Annotated in this window: 19 protein-coding genes; 14 read left to right on the top strand and 5 right to left on the bottom strand. The window is 71.3% G+C overall.

From position 1 onward, the window contains the following. Positions 1 to 3 precede the first annotated feature (3 nt). The 9 genes from D7W79_RS07780 to D7W79_RS07820 all read left to right on the top strand — a co-directional run bounded on the left by D7W79_RS07780 (position 4) and on the right by D7W79_RS07820 (position 8,880). Positions 4 to 804, top strand: a complete 801-nt coding sequence (locus tag D7W79_RS07780) for a substrate-binding domain-containing protein (RefSeq protein WP_120524703.1) — start codon at positions 4 to 6, stop codon at positions 802 to 804. Continuing rightward, complete coding sequence (locus tag D7W79_RS07785; protein WP_120524704.1) at positions 801 to 1,355, top strand: c-type cytochrome; 555 nt, start codon at positions 801 to 803, stop codon at positions 1,353 to 1,355. Before D7W79_RS07780 ends, D7W79_RS07785 begins: the two co-directional genes overlap by 4 nt. Next, entirely contained in the window at positions 1,352 to 2,392 is a 1,041-nt protein-coding gene (coxB, locus tag D7W79_RS07790; RefSeq protein WP_120524705.1) for a cytochrome c oxidase subunit II, read from the top strand. The genes D7W79_RS07785 and coxB overlap by 4 nt, the downstream gene beginning before the upstream one ends. Beyond that, positions 2,389 to 4,323, top strand: a complete 1,935-nt coding sequence (gene ctaD, locus D7W79_RS07795) for a cytochrome c oxidase subunit I (RefSeq protein WP_120524706.1) — start codon at positions 2,389 to 2,391, stop codon at positions 4,321 to 4,323. The genes coxB and ctaD overlap by 4 nt, the downstream gene beginning before the upstream one ends. Beyond that, positions 4,320 to 4,934 carry a cytochrome c oxidase subunit 3 gene (locus D7W79_RS07800; RefSeq protein ID WP_120524707.1) on the top strand — a complete coding sequence of 205 codons (615 nt, stop codon included), beginning with the start codon at positions 4,320 to 4,322 and terminating at the stop codon, positions 4,932 to 4,934. The genes ctaD and D7W79_RS07800 overlap by 4 nt, the downstream gene beginning before the upstream one ends. Before the next feature lie 12 nt (positions 4,935 to 4,946). Continuing rightward, complete coding sequence (locus D7W79_RS07805; RefSeq protein ID WP_120524708.1) at positions 4,947 to 5,321, top strand: hypothetical protein; 375 nt, start codon at positions 4,947 to 4,949, stop codon at positions 5,319 to 5,321. A gap of 43 nt (positions 5,322 to 5,364) precedes the next feature. Then, on the top strand, positions 5,365 to 6,261 hold the full coding sequence (locus tag D7W79_RS07810) for a cytochrome c oxidase assembly protein (RefSeq protein ID WP_244221645.1): 897 nt from the start codon (positions 5,365 to 5,367) through the stop codon (positions 6,259 to 6,261). Then, entirely contained in the window at positions 6,258 to 6,632 is a 375-nt protein-coding gene (locus D7W79_RS07815) for a c-type cytochrome (RefSeq protein WP_208729665.1), read from the top strand. Before D7W79_RS07810 ends, D7W79_RS07815 begins: the two co-directional genes overlap by 4 nt. Positions 6,633 to 6,693: 61 nt before the next feature. Further along, on the top strand, positions 6,694 to 8,880 hold the full coding sequence (locus D7W79_RS07820; RefSeq protein WP_120524711.1) for a TonB-dependent receptor plug domain-containing protein: 2,187 nt from the start codon (positions 6,694 to 6,696) through the stop codon (positions 8,878 to 8,880). On the opposite strand, the gene yoaA is transcribed toward D7W79_RS07820, so the two are convergent. From yoaA to D7W79_RS07835, 3 genes are all read right to left on the bottom strand, one after another. Beyond that, positions 8,834 to 10,831, bottom strand: a complete 1,998-nt coding sequence (gene yoaA / locus D7W79_RS07825; RefSeq protein WP_120524712.1) for a DNA repair helicase YoaA — start codon at positions 10,829 to 10,831, stop codon at positions 8,834 to 8,836. The genes D7W79_RS07820 and yoaA overlap by 47 nt on opposite strands. Positions 10,832 to 10,984: 153 nt before the next feature. Further along, positions 10,985 to 11,809 carry a hypothetical protein gene (locus tag D7W79_RS07830; protein WP_120524713.1) on the bottom strand — a complete coding sequence of 275 codons (825 nt, stop codon included), beginning with the start codon at positions 11,807 to 11,809 and terminating at the stop codon, positions 10,985 to 10,987. Then, the gene (locus D7W79_RS07835) at positions 11,806 to 12,807 is read right to left on the bottom strand and encodes a site-2 protease family protein (protein ID WP_120524714.1); all 1,002 of its coding nucleotides are present in this window, start codon (positions 12,805 to 12,807) and stop codon (positions 11,806 to 11,808) included. The genes D7W79_RS07830 and D7W79_RS07835 overlap by 4 nt, the downstream gene beginning before the upstream one ends. Before the next feature lie 215 nt (positions 12,808 to 13,022). Here D7W79_RS07835 and D7W79_RS07840 point away from each other — a divergent pair, with 215 nt between their 5' ends. The 3 genes from D7W79_RS07840 (at position 13,023) to D7W79_RS07850 (ending at position 15,052) form a co-directional block, all read left to right on the top strand. Then, positions 13,023 to 13,370 carry a hypothetical protein gene (locus D7W79_RS07840; protein WP_120524715.1) on the top strand — a complete coding sequence of 116 codons (348 nt, stop codon included), beginning with the start codon at positions 13,023 to 13,025 and terminating at the stop codon, positions 13,368 to 13,370. A gap of 99 nt (positions 13,371 to 13,469) precedes the next feature. Then, positions 13,470 to 14,291: a hypothetical protein gene (locus tag D7W79_RS07845; protein ID WP_120524716.1), complete on the top strand. Its 822-nt coding sequence runs from the start codon at positions 13,470 to 13,472 to the stop codon at positions 14,289 to 14,291. 47 nt (positions 14,292 to 14,338) lie between these two features. Then, positions 14,339 to 15,052, top strand: a complete 714-nt coding sequence (locus D7W79_RS07850) for an HAD family hydrolase (protein ID WP_120524717.1) — start codon at positions 14,339 to 14,341, stop codon at positions 15,050 to 15,052. A 294-nt stretch (positions 15,053 to 15,346) separates the two neighbouring features. On the opposite strand, the gene D7W79_RS07855 is transcribed toward D7W79_RS07850, so the two are convergent. Further along, positions 15,347 to 15,823 carry a transcriptional regulator gene (locus D7W79_RS07855; protein WP_120524718.1) on the bottom strand — a complete coding sequence of 159 codons (477 nt, stop codon included), beginning with the start codon at positions 15,821 to 15,823 and terminating at the stop codon, positions 15,347 to 15,349. Positions 15,824 to 16,132: 309 nt separating this feature from the next. Between D7W79_RS07855 and D7W79_RS07860 the strand changes: the two genes are divergently transcribed. Then, positions 16,133 to 17,041, top strand: coding sequence for a lipid kinase (locus tag D7W79_RS07860; protein WP_336243712.1), 909 nt, complete (start codon positions 16,133 to 16,135; stop codon positions 17,039 to 17,041). 5 nt (positions 17,042 to 17,046) lie between these two features. Here the strand turns inward: D7W79_RS07860 and hrcA are convergent, their stop codons facing one another. Then, positions 17,047 to 18,078: a heat-inducible transcriptional repressor HrcA gene (hrcA, locus tag D7W79_RS07865; protein WP_120524719.1), complete on the bottom strand. Its 1,032-nt coding sequence runs from the start codon at positions 18,076 to 18,078 to the stop codon at positions 17,047 to 17,049. 205 nt (positions 18,079 to 18,283) lie between these two features. Between hrcA and D7W79_RS07870 the strand changes: the two genes are divergently transcribed. Beyond that, on the top strand, positions 18,284 to 18,509 hold a 226-nt coding region (locus tag D7W79_RS07870), incomplete at its 3' end, for an EamA family transporter (RefSeq protein ID WP_338078783.1).

An 18,509-nucleotide genomic window follows, 5' to 3' on the forward strand; every position in this document is an offset into this window, starting at 1 on the left:
CCAATGAGCGTCCTCCTGCCATGGACCGTGGGCCTGCTCCTGTTCGCCAGTGGCGTCGGGCCCGAACCCAAGCCCGAGCGCGTGCTGCGCGTGTGCGCGGACCCCAACAACCTGCCCTTCTCCAACGCGCGCGGCGAGGGCTTCGAGAACCGGCTGGCCCAGCTGCTGGGCCGCGAGCTGAAGGCGCGCGTCGAGTACACGTGGTGGGCGCAGCGCCGGGGCTTCATCCGCAGCACGCTCAAGGCGAACCTGTGCGACGTGGTGATGGGCGTACCCACGGAGCTGGAGATGGTGCTGCCCACGCGGCCCTACTACCGCTCCACCTACGTGTTCGTGACGAAGAAGGACGGCGGGCCGGAGGTCCGCTCCTTCGACGACCCCGTCCTGCACCAGGTGAAGGTGGGCGTGCACCTGGTGGGTGACGACTTCTCCAACACCCCGCCCGCGCATGCCCTCACCCGGCGCGGCATCATCCAGAACGTCGTCGGCTACACCCTCTACGGGGACTACGCGGAGGACAGCCCGCCCTCCGCGCTGGTGGAGGCCGTGCGAAGGGGCGACGTGGACGTGGCGGTGGTGTGGGGGCCGCTCGCCGGCTACTACGCGCGCCGCCCGGGGGTGCCGCTCACGCTGTCGCCCGTGAGTCCGCAGGTGGATCCGCCGGGGCTGGTGTTCGCCTTCGACATCGCCTTGGGCGTGCGCCGGGGTGACCAGGCCCTGCGCGACGAGCTGGACGCGGCGCTGACGCGGCGCAAGCGCGAGGTGCGCGCCCTGCTCGCGAGCTACGGGGTGCCGTCGCCATGAAGCCTCGAATCCTCCTGGGGACCCTCGTCCTCCTCACCGCGTGCGAGCGCGAGCAGCGCCGCTTCCAGGAGCTGCCCGCGGCCGCGCGTCCCGCCGCGCGCGACGTCCAGGTGTCGGAGCTCCAGCCGGGCCCCGTCGCGGCGCCCCCGTCCGAGCCCGCGCCGGCCACTCGCGCGGCGTCGGAGGACAACGCCTACGACGTCAGCGAGGGCAAGCGGCTCTACGTCTGGTTCAACTGCGCGGGGTGCCACGCGGCGGGCGGCGGGGGCGGCATGGGGCCGCCGCTGCTCGACGCGAAGTGGCGCTACGGCAGCGAGCCGGAGAACATCTACGCCACCATCGTCGAGGGCCGGCCCAACGGCATGCCGTCCTTCCGGGGGAAGATTCCGGACACGCAGGTGTGGCAGTTGGTCGCGTACGTGCGGTCCATGAGCGGGCTGCTCAAGAAGGACGTGGCGCCCGGCCGGAGCGACACGCTCAACACCCGCCCCTCGGAGTCCAGCAAGGCCCGGGAGACGCCGCGCCCCGAAGAGGTGGAGCAGCCGCGATGAGGCGCCTGTTGCCACTGCTGCTGGCCTGCACCGGGTGCGGTGGGCTGCGCATGCTCGACGCGCGGGGGCCGCATGTCGCGCGCCTGCGCTCGCTCTGGGACCTGCTGTTCCTCATCTCCGCCGTCGTGCTCGCGGGCGTGGTGTTGATGATGCTCGGTGCGCTGCTGCGCCGCCGGGGGGGCTCCCGCGCCCAGGTGCCAGAGGTGGAGGCCCACTCGGTGCCGCCGGGCGGTGAGGGGGCACGGCCCGTGGACCCCGCCCGCGAGCGGCGCATGGGCAGCGCCGTGGGCACCGCCGCCGTCCTCACGGTGGTGCTGCTCTTCGTCATCACCGTGGCCAACGCGAGCACGGGCGCGGCGCTCGCGCGGCTGCGCAGCCCGGACGCGCTGGAGATTCAAGTGGTGGGGCACCAGTGGTGGTGGGAGTTCCGCGTGCAGGACGCGGATCCCTCGCGCAACCTGGTCACCGCCAACGAGCTGCACGTGCCGGTGGGCCGCCCCGTCGTCCTCAAGCTCAACTCGCGCGACGTCATCCACAGCTTCTGGGTGCCGGAGCTCACCAACAAGCGCGACCTCATCCCCGGCCAGCAGAACACGCTGGAGCTCCAGGCGGACCGGCCCGGCGTCTTCAAGGGCCAGTGCTACGAGTTCTGCGGCCTGCAGCACGCGAAGATGGGCTTCGTCATCGTGGCGGAGGCCCCGGAGCAGTTCGAGGCCTGGCGCAATCAGCAGCTCCAGCCCGCGCCGCAGCCCACGGACCCCGTCGCGCAGCGCGGCCAGCAGGTGTTCCTCCAGGGCCCGTGCGCGCTGTGCCACGCCATCAGCGGCACCGACGCCGCCGCGAGCACGGGGCCCAACCTCACCCACGTCGCCAGCCGCTCCACGCTGGCCGCCGGCACGCTGCCCTTCGACCGGGGCCACCTGGCCGGATGGATCCTCAACTCGCAGAGCCTCAAGCCCGGCAACAACATGCCCGCCCTCACCCTGCCGCCGGATGACCTCCAGGCCCTGCTCGTCTACCTGGAGTCGCTGAAGTGAGCACCGCCCTCCCCACTCCGCCGGAGCCTGCCTCCGTGCGCGACGACGAGGCCTGGGAGCGCCTCCACCTGGAGCGCACCTGGGGCCCGAAGAAGGGCCTCATCGGCTGGCTGAGCGAGGTGCACCACACCGCCATCGCGAAGCGCTACATCATCACCGCGTTCGTCTTCTTCCTGCTGGGTGGAGTGGAGGCACTGCTGATGCGCTGGCAGCTCTCCGGGCCGGAGAAGCAGGTGATGGGGCCGGACCTGTACAACCAGGTCTTCACGATGCACGGCAGCACCATGATGTTCCTCTTCGCCGTGCCGATGATGGAGGGCGTGGGGCTGTACCTGGTGCCGCTGATGATTGGCACGCGCAACGCGGCGTTCCCGCGCCTCAACGCCTTTGGCTACTGGACGTACCTCATTGGCGGCGTGCTGCTCTACGCGGGCTTCCTCCTCAACGTGGGGCCGGATGCCGGCTGGTTCAGCTACGTGCCGCTGGCGGGGCCGCAGTACTCGCCGGGCAAGCGCGTGGACATCTGGGCGCAGATGATCACCTTCACGGAGCTGGCGGGCCTGGCGGGCGCGGTGAACCTCATCGTCACGGTGTTCAAGCACCGCGCGCCGGGCATGTCGCTCAACCGCATGCCGCTGTTCGTGTGGGCCATGCTGGTGAAGTCGTTCATGGTCGTCTTCGCCATGCCCGCGGTGATGGTGGCCAGCACGTGCCTGGCCATGGACCGGCTCATCGGCACGCACTTCTTCAACCCGGCCGAGGGCGGTGACGCGCTCCTCTGGCAGCACCTGTTCTGGTTCTTCGGGCACCCGGAGGTCTACATCATCTTCATCCCCGCGCTGGGGATGCTGTCCTCCATCCTGGCCGTCTTCACCCGCCGCCAGGTGTTCGGCTACCTGCCGGTGGTGCTGTCCATGGTGTCCATCGGGTTCATCGGCTTCGGGCTGTGGGTGCACCACATGTTCGCCACCGGGCTGCCGCAGCTGGGGCAGAGCTTCTTCACCGCCGCCAGCCTCATGGTGGCGCTGCCCAGCGGCGTGCAGATCTTCTGCTGGCTGGCCACGCTGTGGGGCGGGCGACTGTGGATGCGGCTGCCCCTGTACTGGGTGCTGGCCTTCTTCGCGGTGTTCGTCACCGGCGGCCTGACGGGCGTGATGCTGGGCACGTACTCGGTGGATCAGCAGGTGCACGACACCCACTTCGTGGTGGCGCACTTCCACTACGTGCTGATTGGCGGCGCGGTGTTCCCGCTCTTCGGCGGGCTCTACTACTGGTTCCCGAAGATGACCGGGCGGATGCTGGGCGAGCGCCTGGGGAAGTGGAACTTCTGGACCTTCTTCATCGGCTTCAACCTGACGTTCTTCCCGCTGCACTTCCTGGGGATGATGGGGATGCCGCGCCGCGTGTACACGTACGGCGTGGACCGGGGCTGGCAGCCGCTCAACCTGCTGGCCACGGCGGGCGCGGTCATCATGGCGGTGAGCATCACGCTCCTCCTGGTGAACATCTTCTGGAGCCTGAAGCGGGGCGAGGTGGCCGGGGACGACCCGTGGGGCGCGGACACGCTGGAGTGGAGCACCACGTCGCCGCCGCCCTCGTACAACTTCCTGCACCTGCCCACGGTGCGCGGGCGCTACGCGCGGTGGACGGCGGCGGAGGACCAGCCCGTCGTCACCGGCGTGCGCAGCGACCGCAAGGAGGTGCTCGTCACGCGGCTCTTGGACGCGGCGCCGGACCACCGCGCGGAGCTGCCCGGCCCCACGCTGTGGCCGCTGTGGGTGGCGCTGGCCACGGGCGTGTTCTTCATCATGTGCATCTTCACGCCCTGGGGCGTCGTCGTGGGCGGGGTGCTGCTGTTCATCACGCTGACGGGCTGGTTCTGGCCCCGGCCGCCCTACAAGGAAGAGCTGGCCCCGGAGCAACCGTCATGAGCCCTCCGCGCCGCACGCTGGACGTGTCGCACCTGCCCACCTTCGCCTTCGGCCACCGCGATCCGCTGTGGTGGGGCGTCACCGGGCTGATGGCCATCGAGTCCACGGCCTTCGCGTTGATGTTCGCCAGCTACTTCTACATCCGGGGCAACTTCCCCCACTTCCCGCCCACCGCGCTGCCCTTCTACGTGAAGGTGCTGGCCGCGGTGATCACCGGCGTGATGCTGCTGAGCGTGGTGCCCATCCACTACGCCAACCGCGCGGCGCTGAAGGGAAGGCTGCGCGGGATGCGCTGGGGGCTGGCGCTGGGGAGCCTGCTGGGCTTCGTCGTCGTGGCGCTGCGCATCGTGGAGTTCCTGTGGATTGGCTTCCGCTGGGACACGCACGCATACGGGTCCATCTTCTGGTTCATCGTGGGCATGCACACCGTGCACACCATCTCCGGCTCGCTGGAGGACCTGCTGCTGCTGGGGGTGCTGTTCAAGGGGCCGGTGGAAGAGAAGCACCTGGTGGACGTGCACACCAACGGCCGCTACTGGTTCTTCGTCGTCGCCAGTTGGCTGCCCATCTACGTGATTCTCTACCTGGACCCCGCGGTCCTCGCGAGCTGAAGGGGAGACGTCATGTCACACGCGACTTCGGACGACGGCGTGGGCACGCGGCGCAACGTGGCCCTCTGGGCGGGCGTGCTGCTGCCGCCGTTCGCGTGGCTGCTGGCGCTCCAGGTGAGCTACAGCCTGGTGACGTCCAATTGCCAGAAGGCCCGGCCCGCGCTGCTGCACGGTGTGCTCGTGGGCGCGGTCGTGCTGCTGGGCGTAGGGGCGTTCCTGGCGTGGCGTTCGTGGCGGGCGCTGCGGGGGAAGCCGGGCACGCTGGAGGACAGCGGCGTGGGCCGCGCCCGCTTCATGGCCGCATTCGGGCTGCTGGCGAGCGGGCTGTTCACCCTGCTGCTCGTGGCCACCGCGGTTCCCACCTTCCTGCTGAGGCCCTGTGACTGAGCGCATGCGACGGCTCCCCTGCCTTCTCCTGGCCTTGCCCTCCGTGGCGTGGGCCCATGGCGGCGAGACGCACCACCTGAACGCGCACGACGTGCTGCGCTGGTGGACGTGGGATCCGCTGGTGATGGGGATGCTCGCCGTCTCCGGCGTGCTGTACGTGCGGGGCCTGCGGGCGCTGTGGCGGCACGCGGCCCCGGGCAAGGGCGTGCGCGGGTGGGAGGCGGGGATGTTCGCCCTGGGGTGGCTGACGCTGGGGGTGGCGCTGCTGTCGCCGCTGGACCGGCTGAGCGACATCCTGTTCTCCGCGCACATGACGCAGCATGAGCTGCTGATGCTGGTGGCGGCGCCGTTGCTGGTGCTGGGCCGGCCGCATGTGACGGCGCTGTGGGCGCTGCCGGAGGCGTCGCGTGCGCCGGTGGCCCAGGCGTTCCAGGGACCGAGGACGCGCGCGGTCTGGCGCGGGGTGACGGGGCCGTTCGTGGTGCTGGTGCTGCATGCGGTGGCGCGCTGGGTGTGGCACGTGCCCGCGCTGTTCGAGGCGGCGCTGGAGAACGACGCGGTGCACGCGGTGCAGCACCTGTGCTTCTTCGGCACGGCGGCGCTGTTCTGGTGGGCGCTCTTGCGCGGGCGCTACGGGAAGGCGGGATACGGGGTGGGGGTGTTGTTCGTGTTCGCCACGGCGGCGCACACCAGCATCCTGGGGGCGCTGCTCACCTTCGCGCGGTCGGTCTGGTATCCGCTGTACGCGCGCCGGGCGGTGGAGTGGGGCCTGGGGGCGCTGGAGGACCAGCAGCTCGCGGGGCTCATCATGTGGGTGCCGTCGGGAGCGCTCTTCCTGGCGATGGGGCTGGCGTTGTTCGCGGCGTGGCTGGGGGAGTCGGAGCGGCGCGCGGACATCGCCACGGGCGAGTCCGCGGCGCCGAGGGAGACGGTGCCGTGAGGGCTGCATGGGTGGTGATGGTGTTGCTCGTAGGAGGCTGCAAGCAGGCGGCGGAGCAGGACGCGAAGCAGACGGCGGTGGCCATCACGGGCGGCGACGTGGAGCGCGGCAAGGCGGCGTTGCAGCACTACGGCTGCGGCGGCTGTCACGTGATTCCGGGCGTGCCGGGGGCCACAGGCCAGGTGGGGCCGTCGATGGCGGGCATCGCGCTGCGCACGTATCTGGCGGGCCGGCTGCCCAACGCGCCGGAGAACATGGTGCGGTGGGTGCAGCATCCGCAGGCCGTGGAGCCGGGCAACGCGATGCCCGAGCTGGGCGTCAAGGATGGCGACGCGCGCGACATCGCGGCGTATCTGTACACGTTGCGGTGAAGACGCCGTCGGCGTTCAGCGTGCTCGCCCGGCGGCCCGACATCCAGTAGAGCGGGGCGCGATGACTGGACCGCGCGCCTCTTCCCGTCTGTCGCTCCCCTGCCGCCTGGGTCTGGTGTTGCTGCTGCCCGGAGTGGCCACCGCGCAGGCCGTGGGGAGTGAGCCACCGGAGAAGGCAGGGTCGGCCACCGTCACGGCGCCGCCGGACTCCAAGACGCCCCCTGACGCCGGGACACGGACGGTCGTCACCGCGACGCGCCTGCCGCGTCCGCTCCGGGACGTGCCCGCCACCACGGTGGTGATTCCGCGCGCGGAGATGGAGCGCAGCCCCACGCTCACGCAGGACGCGCTCATCCGCACGCTGCCTTCCGCCGCCACGTTCCGCCGCACGCCTTCCCTGGTCGCGGACCCCACGGCGCAGGGGCTCAACCTTCGCGGGCTCGCGCCCTCCGGCGTGGCTCGCGGGCTCGTGCTCCTGGATGGCCTTCCCTTCAACGACCCCTACGGCGGCTGGGTGTTCTGGCGCGCCCTGCCCCGCCTGGGCCTGGACCGCATCGAGGTCGTCCCCACCGGCGGCTCCGCGCTCTATGGCAGCGCCGCGCTGGGCGGCGTCGTGCAGCTGTTCTCACGGCCCATCACCGGCCCGGTGCTCGACGCCGACGTGTCCGTGGGCAACCTGGGCACCGGCTTCGTCGCCGCTCGCGTCGCGGACCGCTGGGGCCGCGTGGGCGCTTCGCTGGAGGTCGAGGGCCTCACCAGCGACGGCTACCCCATCGTCCCCGAGAACCAGCGCGGCCGCGTCGACAGTGACACGCCGTCCAGGCACGTCAGCGCCCAGGCCCGCGTCGAGGCGGAGGCCACCGACCACCTCTCCCTCTCCGCCCGCGCGGGCGTGTTCCGCGAGACGCAGAACGGCGGCACCCAGTACACCGTCGCCAGCGTGGACCTCGCGTGGTTCGCCGCGAGCGCCCGCCTCCGCACGGACGCCGCCGGCGCCTTCGAACTGGGCCTCTACGGCCGCACCCAGCACTTCGCGCAGGACCGCGCCCGCGTCACCCCGGACCGCAACTTCGAGATCCGCTCCGCCCTCCAGGACGTGCCCGCGAATGATCAGGGCGGCTCGCTCGTCTGGACCGGCCCGGACCTGACGCTGGGCGGAACCCACGTGCTCGCCGCGGGCGTGGACGTGCGCCGCTCCGCGGGCAGGGCCGACGAGCTGCTCTTCCCCGCCACCTACACCCCCACGACGCTCTACGCGCGCACCACGCGGGGCACGCAGGTGTCCGGCGGCGTCTTCGTGCAGGACCTCTACACCGTGTCCCCCGCGCTGGAGTTCGCCGGCACGCTGCGCTGGGACACATGGCGCAACTTCAACGGCAACCAACTGGAGAGCCTCGCGAACGGCGCCACCCCGTCCACCGACTTCGAGCCCCGCACCGCCAGACAGCTCAGCCCACGCCTCGCCGCGCGCGTGCGCCCCCTGGACTGGCTCACCCTGCGCGCCTCCGCCTACCGCGCCTTCCGCGCCCCCACGCTCAACGAGCTCTACCGCCCCTTCCAGGTGGGCACCGTCCTCACCGCCGCCAACCCGGACCTGGGCCCCGAGCGCCTCTGGGGCACCGAGGCCGGCGTGGAGGCCACCGGCCCGCGGGGGCTCACCGGCCGCGTCACCGGCTTCTGGAACGTGCTGGACGCGCCCGTCACCAACGTCACCCTCGCCACGCCCCTGCCGGACGGCACCACCCGCCAGCGCCAGAACCTGGGCCGCGCCCGCGTGCGAGGCGTGGAGCTGGGCGCGGACTGGCGCCTGTCCCGCCAGTGGACCGCGCTCGCCGCCTACACCTTCGTGGACCCCGTCGTCACCCGCGCCCCCGGTCAGCCCGACCTCGTGGGTCGCCAGCTTCCGCAGGACCCCAGGCATCGCGGGGCGCTCGCCGTCACCTTCGACGACCCGTCCATCGTCTCCGTCACCGCGCAGCTGCGCGTCTTCGGCCCGCAGTACGAGGACGACCTCAACACGCGCGGCATGGGCGGCGCGGCGGTGGTGGACCTGTTCGTGAGCCGCCACCTCTTCTGGAAGGTGGACGCGTTCGGCGCGGTGGAGAACCTCTTCGACCGCCAGTACCTCGCGGGCCGCGCGGGCGTGGACACGCTCGGCCCGCCCTTCCAGGCGCGCGTGGGCCTGCGCCTGCGCGACGTGTTCAGCGAATCGAACGCACGGGCGGCACCGGGCGCACCGGCCCGTTGAACCAGCGGCTCAGCTCCGTCGTGTCCTCCATCCGCTTCGCGGGCGGCAGGCTGGAGAGGAACACCCGGCCGTAGCTCTTGGTCACGATGCGGCGGTCCAGCATCGCCACGATGCCCCGGTCCGCCTGCGTGCGGATGAGCCGCCCGAAGCCCTGCCGCAGCGCCAGCGCCGCCTGGGGCAGCTGGTACTGATCAAACGGTTCCTCACCGCGCGCTTGAATCTGACGGATGCGCGCGGCCACCAGCGGGTCGCCCGGCGAGGCGAACGGGAGCCGGTCGATGATGACCAGGCTCAGCGCGTCCCCGGGCACGTCCACGCCCTCCCAGAAGCTGTGCGCGGCGAAGAGCACGCTGGGCGTCTGGCGGAAGGCGTCCAGCAGCTGCTGCTTGGGCCGCTCCCCCTGGAGCAGCGCCTGGTAGGGCAGCCGCGTCGCCGTCAGCTCGTACGCGCGCACCATGTTGCGCAGCGACGTGAAGAGCACGAACGCGCGCCCGCCCGTCACTTCACACAGCTGGACGATTTCTTCCGCCGCGGCCTCGATGAAGCCCGGGGCGCTGGGGTCCGGCAGGTGCGTGGGCAGGTACAGCGCGGACTGGCGCGGGAAGTCGAACGGGCTGGGCACCGCCAGCGTGCGCACGCGCGTCACCGGCTGGCCCTCGTCGTCGTACATGCCCATGCGCTTGGCGAAGAAGTCGAAGCGGCTGTCCGCCGCGAGCGTCGCGGAGGTGAACACCACTGTGTCCAGCGCGCCGTAGAGCCGGTCGCGCAGCTCCTTCGCCACGTCGATGGGGTTCGCGCGCAGGAACAGCCCCTTGCCTCGCGCCTCCGCCCAGTACACGTGGTCCGCGGACTCGGACTTCTCCAGGAACGTGAGCTGCTCGGCCATCTCCTCCGCGCGGCGGTGGATGGCGGCCAATTCCGGCTCGCGCTCGCTGCCCGCGAAGGACGCGAGCGCCGCCAGCCCCTCGCGCACCTGCTCCAGCGCGCCGGACAGCTTGCCCATCGTCTCCGGGCGCAGGGCCACGGTGGACTCCTGGCTGGACAGCCCCAGCGCGCGCGGCGCCTGGAGGAACAGCGCGTCCGCGTGCGAGCGCACCCGCTGGGCCAGCGCGGAGAGCGTCGCGTGCCGCTCGTCCTTCGCCGGCAGGGCCGCCACCGCGTCGCGCGACAGCTCCTCCAGCCGGTAGTTGGACACGCTGCACCCGAAGTGGCTGCTGGCCGCGTCCTCCAGGGCGTGCGCCTCGTCGAAGATGACGGCGTCGTAGAAGGGCAGCACCCCTTCCGTGCGCTTGCCGGAGCTGCGCAGCGCCAGGTCCGCGAAGAACAGGTGGTGGTTCACCACCAGCAGGTCCGCGACCTCCGCGCGCTTGCGCATCCGCGTGACGAAACATGTTTCATACAGCGAGCAGCGCGAGCCCAGGCACGTCTCCGATGTGGTGGACAGCCGCGACCACGCGGCGAAGGACTCCGGCAGGTCCAGCTCCGCCCGGTCCCCCGTCTCCGTCTGCGTCACCCACTTCTTGAGCAGCGGCCACTGCTTCGCCTCCTCCTTCGAGACGAACTGCGGATCCTTCTCGAAGGACTCGTAGCGGTGCAGGCACAGGTAGTTGCCGCGCCCCTTGAGGTACGCCGCCTCGAAGCGCAGCCCCAGCTTCTCGCTGAGCAGCGGCAGGTCCTTGAAGAACACCTGGTCCTGCAGCGTCTTGGTGGCCGTGGACACCACCACCTTGCGCCCCGACAGGAGCGCGGGCACCAGGTAGGCCAGCGTCTTGCCCGTGCCCGTGCCGGCCTCCGCCAGCAGGTAGCTTCCCTCCGCGAAGGCCCGCTCCACGGCGCGCGCCATCTGGAGCTGCTCCGGGCGGTGCTCGTACGCGGGCAGCGCCTCTTCCAGCGCGCCACCAGGACCCAGCAGGCTGTCGACAGAAGGGGGACGGGGCGCGGGCGCGGACATGCGGCGGTCTTCGGGGGGAAGGAGGGCTCGGAAAGGCGGCCCCGCAGGATAACAGCGCCCGGGGCACCCCGCGCGTTCCGTCACACGCCCCTGAAGCCTTGTCCCCCGCCCGCCCGGGAAGCGGCCCGGCCAGCGCCCCTCCGGGCCTTCCGCCTAGAAGGACCCGCGCAGCATCTGGAGGAGGAACACCACCAGCGCCAGGGCCACCACCAGCACCCCGCCCATCACCGTGTTCTTCACCTTGCGAGCCAGCGCCGGAGACGGCCCGTCGGAGGCGAGCGGCACCGCGGACGTCACCCGGCGCACCACCTCTTCCCGCCCGCGCAGGGCCTGGGCGTCGTTCGGCGCCCGGGCCAGCCGCAGGCGGTACAGCCGGCCCACCATGGCCAGCTCCCCCCGCCCCATCGCCTGGGACAGCAGGCGGTCGTGCGCGTCCCAGTCGTGCCACGTGCCCATCAGCGCGTGCCACTCCGTGGCCAGGAGCGCGGAGGGCTGGTGCTCGTCCGGGATGAAGTTGGCGTAGACCAGCCCGCACTGCGCGCAGGCCCCGGCGTCGTCGCGAATGGGCGCCACGCACTTGGGGCAGTGGCCCGGCGGCGCCTGGAAGGGGTCCCCGTCGAAGTCCGGCGGGGCGACGGAGGCCGCATCCGAGCGAATCACCCGCAGCGCGGTGACGCTGGCCCGGGCGGGCGCGGGCGGAATGAACGCCTCCGGCGCGGGCATCGCCATGGCGGCGCCGTCACCTCCGCGAGGTCCCGGCACGGCGTCGTCCCGGGACGCCTCCCGCGCGATGACCGGGGCCATGGGGGGGGCCACCGGCGACACGGACGCCACCGGCTGCGCGGGCGACGCGGACGGGGACGGCCCCGCGAGCGTCTTCGCGCCACACACCCGGCACGTCACGGCCAGCTGGCCGTCCTCGATGCGGAAGGACTCCACCTGGACCAGCCGCTCGCAGCCTTCGCACTGGTACTTCATGACCACACCTCTCGCAGCGGAATGGGCATCGCGCACCCTACCAGCGCCAGCAGGCACAGCGCGCAGATGAGCTTGCGCGAGGGGCTCAGGGGCTCCTCCGGCCGCACCACCTCCGGGTGGCCGAAGCCCACGACCTTGCTCGCCACCACCAGCCACAGGCCCCACGACGCGGTGACGAACACGGTGAGGAAGAGCAGCACCAGCGCCACGCCCTGCCCCACCCGGCGGGCCTTCGCCCCGAACACCGCGAACGTCAGGTGCCCGCCGTCCAGCTGTCCCACCGGCAGCAGGTTGAGCAGCGTCACCAGCAGGCCGAACCACGCGGCGATCACCACCGGGTGCACCACCACGTCCTTGCCCTCCGGCACGGGCCCCAGCGCCAGCCACGTCAGCGCCTTCATGAGGAGGTTGTCGCCGAACAGCGTCTGGTGGCTCGTGTAGACGAGGTCCGCCGCGGGCGGCGCCTGCGTCAGCTTCTCCATCACCCAATGCAGCAGGTTCTGTCCCAGCACCCACAGCGACGAATCACCGGGGAACGGGGACGGCACCGGCGGCGAGTCCACCACCGTGGAGTGCAACAGCCCCCAGTAGAGCAGGGGCAGCGCCACCACCAGGCCCGCCAGCGGCCCCGCGGCGCCGATGTCCACCAGCGCGTTGCGGGTGGGGATGCGCCCGCGCAGCCGGATGACCGCGCCCAGCGTGCCCAGGCTCCCCGGCACCGGCAGTGGGATGAAGTACGGCAGGGACGTGTCCACCCGGTGCCAGCGCGCCAGCACGTAGTGCCCCATCTCGTGCGAGCCCAGGATGGAGAGCAGCGACACGCTGAAGAACAGCGCCTGCGTCCGGTCCTCCGCCAGCAGTCCGCCCCCGCTGAACGGGAACGAGCGCCCGAAGAGCAGCAGGTACGCGAGGAACGTCGTCCCCAGGGTCACCCCGAACAGCAGCAGGTGCAGCCAGACGCGGGAGGGGGTGGGACGCGGGAGGGAAACCGGGTGCATGCGCGAAGATGCCTCACGTCCGCAAGGGGGGCGACCGGTCCTGGAGCGCCCCGCGGATGAAGTGTCAAACACAACTCGGATTACCCCGACCCGGGTCCTTGACTTGAAAAAGCCTTCTGCTACGAACCGCGCCGCTTGAGGTTTCACCGAACGGCGGAGCGCCCGTCCGGGTCGTTCCGCCACCATCCAAGCCACCGTCAGTTGGGGAGATAACCATGAAGAAGTTCATCCTGTCCGCCGTTGCCGCCGCCTCGCTCGTGGGCTGCACCAGCGTCGAGTCCGCCGTCGTCTCCGGTTCCGAGATCGCCGCCAACGGCGAGGCCGTGGCCGTCATCCAGGGCAGCTCCCTGGGCCTGACCGCGATCTTCCACATCATCGACATCGTCCAGAGCGACCTGGACACCGTGGTCAACAAGCTCCTCATCACCGAGGCGAAGGCCATGGGCGCCTCCAAGGTGGACCTGAAGTCGGCGAACACCACGCCCCGTCACGGCATCTTCGCCCTGTTCGGCACCATCATCGGCATCACCAGCTCCTCCGCGACCGGCGTGGCGGTGAAGTAGTCCACGCTGCCTCCTCACCGAGGCAGTCCGAAGGCCCCCTGGCGACAGCGGGGCCTTTTCCATTTCAAGCCGGCCTCCGGGCCCGCTCTCGAGCCTCCCATGCGCGCCCTCCTCCTCCTGCCCCTCGTGTGCCTCCTCGCGTGCCGCTCGTCCTCCTCCGGAGGCGCGAACGACGCGGAGCTGATGGCCCAGGTGCGCGAGAAGCTGGCCGCGCGCGACGCGAAGCTCCAGGCCTACCAGCTGGAGGGCACCCAGACGGAAGGGGAGACGGCCTCCGCGGGCTTCACCTTCGCGTACCGCGCGCCCCAGAAGATGCGCGGCACCGTGTCCGCCCCCCAGGCGCGGCAGGTGTGGTGGGACGGCAAGCACCTGTACGAGCAGGTGGAGGCGACGAAGCAGTTCACCACCTTCACGTCCCAGGTCTCCGCGGAGAAGCTGTCCGCGTTCCTCACTGAAATCTTCACCCCCTTCGTGCCGGACGGCTTCCGAGCGCCGCTGCTCTTGCGCAGCGCGAAGGCGAAGCGCACCACGGGCCTGTCCCAGGCGAAGGAGGCCGTGGAGCTGTCCATGGGGTTGGAGGGCGAGGCGGGCGGCGGCGTGGAGGTGACGTACGTGCTGCGCTGGCCCACGCTGGACTTCCTGGCCAAGCGGACGCGCGCGCCGGACGGCACCCGGGCGGAGGTGCGGATGGAGGAGGAGCACTGCGACGCCTCCCTGGGCCTGTGCGTGCCGCGAAAGCTCACCCGCTGGGTGGGTGATGCGAAGCAGGGGGAGACGGTGCTGTCCAAGGTGGACCTGAAGGGCTCGCTGCCCAACGACGCCTTCACCCCCGCCACGCCGGACGGATACAGCGTACAGACCCGGACACTCGTGGACAGTGAAGCGCAGGAGAGTGGACCGAAGCCACCCACGGGTGGTTGACCGGCCCACCGTCCATCGCCACCTTGGGCGGCGGAGGTTCGCCGCACATGGTCGAGAACGTCATCTTCGACGTGGATGGAACGCTGATCGACTCCGTGGACGAGCACGCCGAGGCCTGGCGCCGGTCGTTCATCGAATTCGGTCGGGACATCCCGTTCGCGCACGTGCGCAGCCAGATTGGCAAGGGCGCGGACCAGCTGTTGCCCGTCTTCTTCAACGACGAGGAGCTGGAGCGCTTCGGCAAGGACCTGGAGGAGTACCGCTCCGCGCTCTTCAAGCGAGAGTTCCTGCCCAAGGTGCGCTGCTTCCCGCGCGTGAAGGAGCTGTTCCAGCAGCTGCGCAAGCGCGGCCGCAAGGTCGCCCTGGCCTCCAGCGCCAAGGACGACGAGCTCAAGCGCTACGTGGAGCTGTGCGGCATCGACGGCCTGTTCGAGGCGAAGACGAACAAGGACGAGGTCGACAAGAGCAAGCCGCACCCGGACATCTTCGAGGCGGCGCTCACGAAGCTGGGCAAGCCGGACCCCGCCACGGTGGTGGTGGTGGGTGACACGCCGTACGACGCGCTCGCCGCGGGCAAGCTGCACCTGGCGTCTGTGGGCGTGCTGTGCGGCGGCTTCCGCCCGGACGACCTGCGCACGGCGGGCTGCCGCACGCTGGTGAAGGACCCCGCGGAGCTCCTGCGACGCCTGGAAGAGGACCCCGAGGCCTGGCCCTGGGACGCGGCGTCGCGGGACACCTCCAAGGACGAGGAGTCGCGCTGAGCCGAAGGACGGCGTGACGGCGCTGCCCAAGGCGGCCACGAACCCGTGGCCGTCGAAGGACGCGGCGTCACGCTGAGTCGACGGCTGGCGTGACGGCGCCGCTCAAAGCAGCCACGAACCCGTGGCCACCGAAGAACTCAGCGTCACGCTGAGTCGACGGATGGCGTGAAGGCGCCCAAGGTGGCCGCATACCCGTGGCCGCCGAAGGACCAGGCGTCGCGCTGACGTCACGGGAGGACGGAAGGCGCCCCCGGCGGCCACGCACTCGTGGCCACCGGTGGAGCCCTTCGGGCGCTACTTGCGCGAACCGCCACGCTTCGCGCGGGAACGGGACGCGGTGCTCTTGCGCGCGGCCCCGCGGCGCGGCGTGGTGCTCTTGCGAGCCGTGCTGCTCTTGCGAGCCGTGGAGCGCTTGCCAGCGGTACCGGTCCGCGAGGTGGCCTTGCGGCCGGTGGTGGTGCGCTTCGCCCGGGCGGGCGCGGCCCGCTTGCGGCTGGAGGTGGCGCTCTTCTTCGCGGTGGCCGCGCGGCGCTTGCCGCCGATACGTCCGGCCTTGCGCGCGTTCTTGCGGGCCGTGGGCCGCCGGCGGGCCACCTTCGCCTTGCTGCCGGAGCCACCCTTCATTCCGCCACCGGTGAGCTTGTTCACGGTGGCCCAGGCACGAGCCTCCGCGGTCTTCTCGCTGGTGCCCTTGTCCTCGTAGCCCTTCTCGATGTGCTCGGCCATGCGCTTCTGCTTCGCCGAGTACTTGTCCTTGCTTCCTCGTGCCATGCAATACCCTCCTGGAAAAGGTCCCGGCGCGGGTCCGAGGCACGGAGTCCGCGTCGCCTGGAAGGTGAGCACGCCTACCCAGGGAGGGAACCCGTTGGCCCCCTACCCCTGTCCATTCGCGGAACCATGCAGTGTCCCGGGGATGGGGAATGGACAGTGCCTCTGTCCTTTTCGCCCGGGTCCCGCTGGTGCCGGAGGGCTGTCGTGCGCAGCTTGGAGACGCCGCACAGAAAGCAGAGGTTTCCTCTGGAACCCGCACTCAACGCGCCGCCGCGCCTCCGCCACCTGGATGGAGGGCCCGCGGTCCTGGTGGTGAATACGCGCTCGCGCTCGGGGCGTGACGCCTTCGAGAACGCCCGCGCCCTGCTGGCCGAGCACGGCATCCCGCTCATGGCCGCGCACGCGCTCACGCGGCCCAAGCGGATGCGCAAGGTGCTGGAGGAGGCCATCGCCCAGGGCGCCCGCCGCATCCTCGTGGGAGGAGGCGACGGCACCATCAGCTGCGCGGTGCAGGCGCTGATGGGCCGCGACGTGACGCTGGGCGTGGTGCCGCTGGGCACCGGCAACGACTTCGCGCGCTCGCTGGGCATCCCGGACACGCTGGAGGCCGCGTGCGACGTCATCGCCGGCGGCTACACGGCGCGCGTGGACGTGGGGCTCGTCAACGGGCGGCCCTTCCTCAACGCCGCCAGCCTGGGGCTCACCACCGCCATCGCGAAGCGGCTCACGCAGCAACTGAAGCAGCGCGCCGGCAAGCTGGCCTACCCCATGGCCGCCGCCGCGGAGATGCGCACGCTGCAGCCCTTCCACGTCCGGCTCCAGGCGGACTCCCGGACGCTGGAGGTGGACGCGCTCCAGCTGGTGGTGGGCAACGGCCGCTACCACGGCGCGGGCAACATGGTGGCGCCGGACGCCACGCTGGACGACCGCTGCTTCCACGTCTACGCCATCACCGCCCCGTCCGTGGCGGACGGCGGTGAGCGCACGGGACTGGGCCACCTGCAGGACGTGGCCACGCTGGCACGCGTGGCGATGGGCATGCGCAGCGGCGGGCACCTGGAGCACGACTCCGTGGTGCACCTGCACACCTCCCGGCTCGTCGTGGAGACCGACCCGCCCATGGAGGTGAACGCGGACGGGGAGAACGTGGGCATGACGCCCATGCGCTTCGAGGTGGCCCCAGCGGCGCTGCGCGTCTACGCGCCCGCGCCGCAGTAGGGCCGCTACACCTTCTCCAGCACGCTGGAGAGCACCTGGGCGGTGAAGTTCACCAGGGGAATCACGCGCCGGTAGTCCATGCGCGTGGGCCCGATGACGCCCACGGTGCCCAGCACCGCCTCCGCCGTGCCGTAGGGGCTGGCGATGACGGTGACGTCGCCCGCGGCGGAGAACTCGCTCTCCGCGCCGATGAAGACGTGCATCTCCTTGGTGCGCTGCACGCGGTCCAGCAGGTGCAGCAGCTTGTGCTTCTCATCCAGGGCGCGGAACAGCGCGCGGATGCGCTCCACGTCGGCGAACTCGGGCTGCTCCAGGAAGGAGCCGGTGCCTTCGATGAGCACGCGCTCGGGCGTCTGCAGGTCGGTGGCGGCGGCGCCCAGACGGAGGGCCTTGGCGGTCAGCGCGTTGTAGAGGGCCTGCTCCTGGTCCATCTCCGCGCGGATGCGCTCGCGCGCCTCTTCCAGGGGCACCTGGTGCAAGAGCTCGGAGAGGTAGTTGCTGGCCTTGATCAGCTCGTCGGACGTCACCGGGAAGTCCACGGTGAGGGCCTTGTTGTGCACCTGGCCGTTCTGGCCCACGAGGATGGCGAGCACCCGGTTCTCGCGCAGGCGCAGGAACTCGATGCGCTGGAACACGGCGGCGTCGGGGCGGGGCGTGAGGACGACGCCCGCGTGCCGGGTGAGCGAGTGCAGCACGCGGCTGGCCTCCGACAGGATGTCGTCCAGGCTGGACTCGTGGACGAGGCCGGCGTGGATGAGCTCGCGGTCGCGGGGGGCGGGGTCGCGCAGCTTCACCAGGGTGTCCACGTAGAAGCGGTAGCCGCGGTCGGTGGGCACGCGGCCGGCGGAGGTGTGGGGCTTCTCCAGGAAGCCCAGGGCCTCCAGGTCGGCGAGCACGTTGCGCATGGTCGCGGAGGACACTTCGAACTCTCCGCGGCGCGTCAGTTGCTGACTGCCGACCGGTCCGCCCGTGGTGATGTACTCCTGCACCACGGCCCGGAGGACTTCCTTCTCGCGCTCACCCAACTCGTCGGGCATTCCCGCTCACGCTCCGGAAGCTGGTGGCCCGACCTCCGGGTCTCCATGGCTCCTGTAGAATTCTAAAAGGGACGCCCGGGGCATTCAATCGGGCGCGCCGTTCAGGAGGGCAGGCAGGCGGGGCGCTGGCTTCCTGGGCCGGGGGGCCGGGTACGGCAAAGCGCACATCGCCCTGGAGGGTGGCGGGGGTTAGAAGCCCGCCGCCGTGACGACCGCGACCGCGACCTCCGACGTTGCCGAGCCCACGCCCCACCGGGGCCGGCTGCTGTTCAGCCTCTTTTCGCTCTACGTCATCTGGGGGTCGACCTACCTGGCGATGCGGTTCGCGCTGACAGGGTTTCCGCCCTTCCGGATGGCGGGGCTGCGCTTCTTGCTGGCGGGCGGGCTGCTGTTCGCGGGGTTGCGGCTGAAGGGGCAGCCGGGGCCGGGGT

The organism is Corallococcus exercitus, assembly GCF_003611585.1.
Taxonomy (GTDB): Bacteria; Myxococcota; Myxococcia; order Myxococcales; family Myxococcaceae; genus Corallococcus; species Corallococcus exercitus.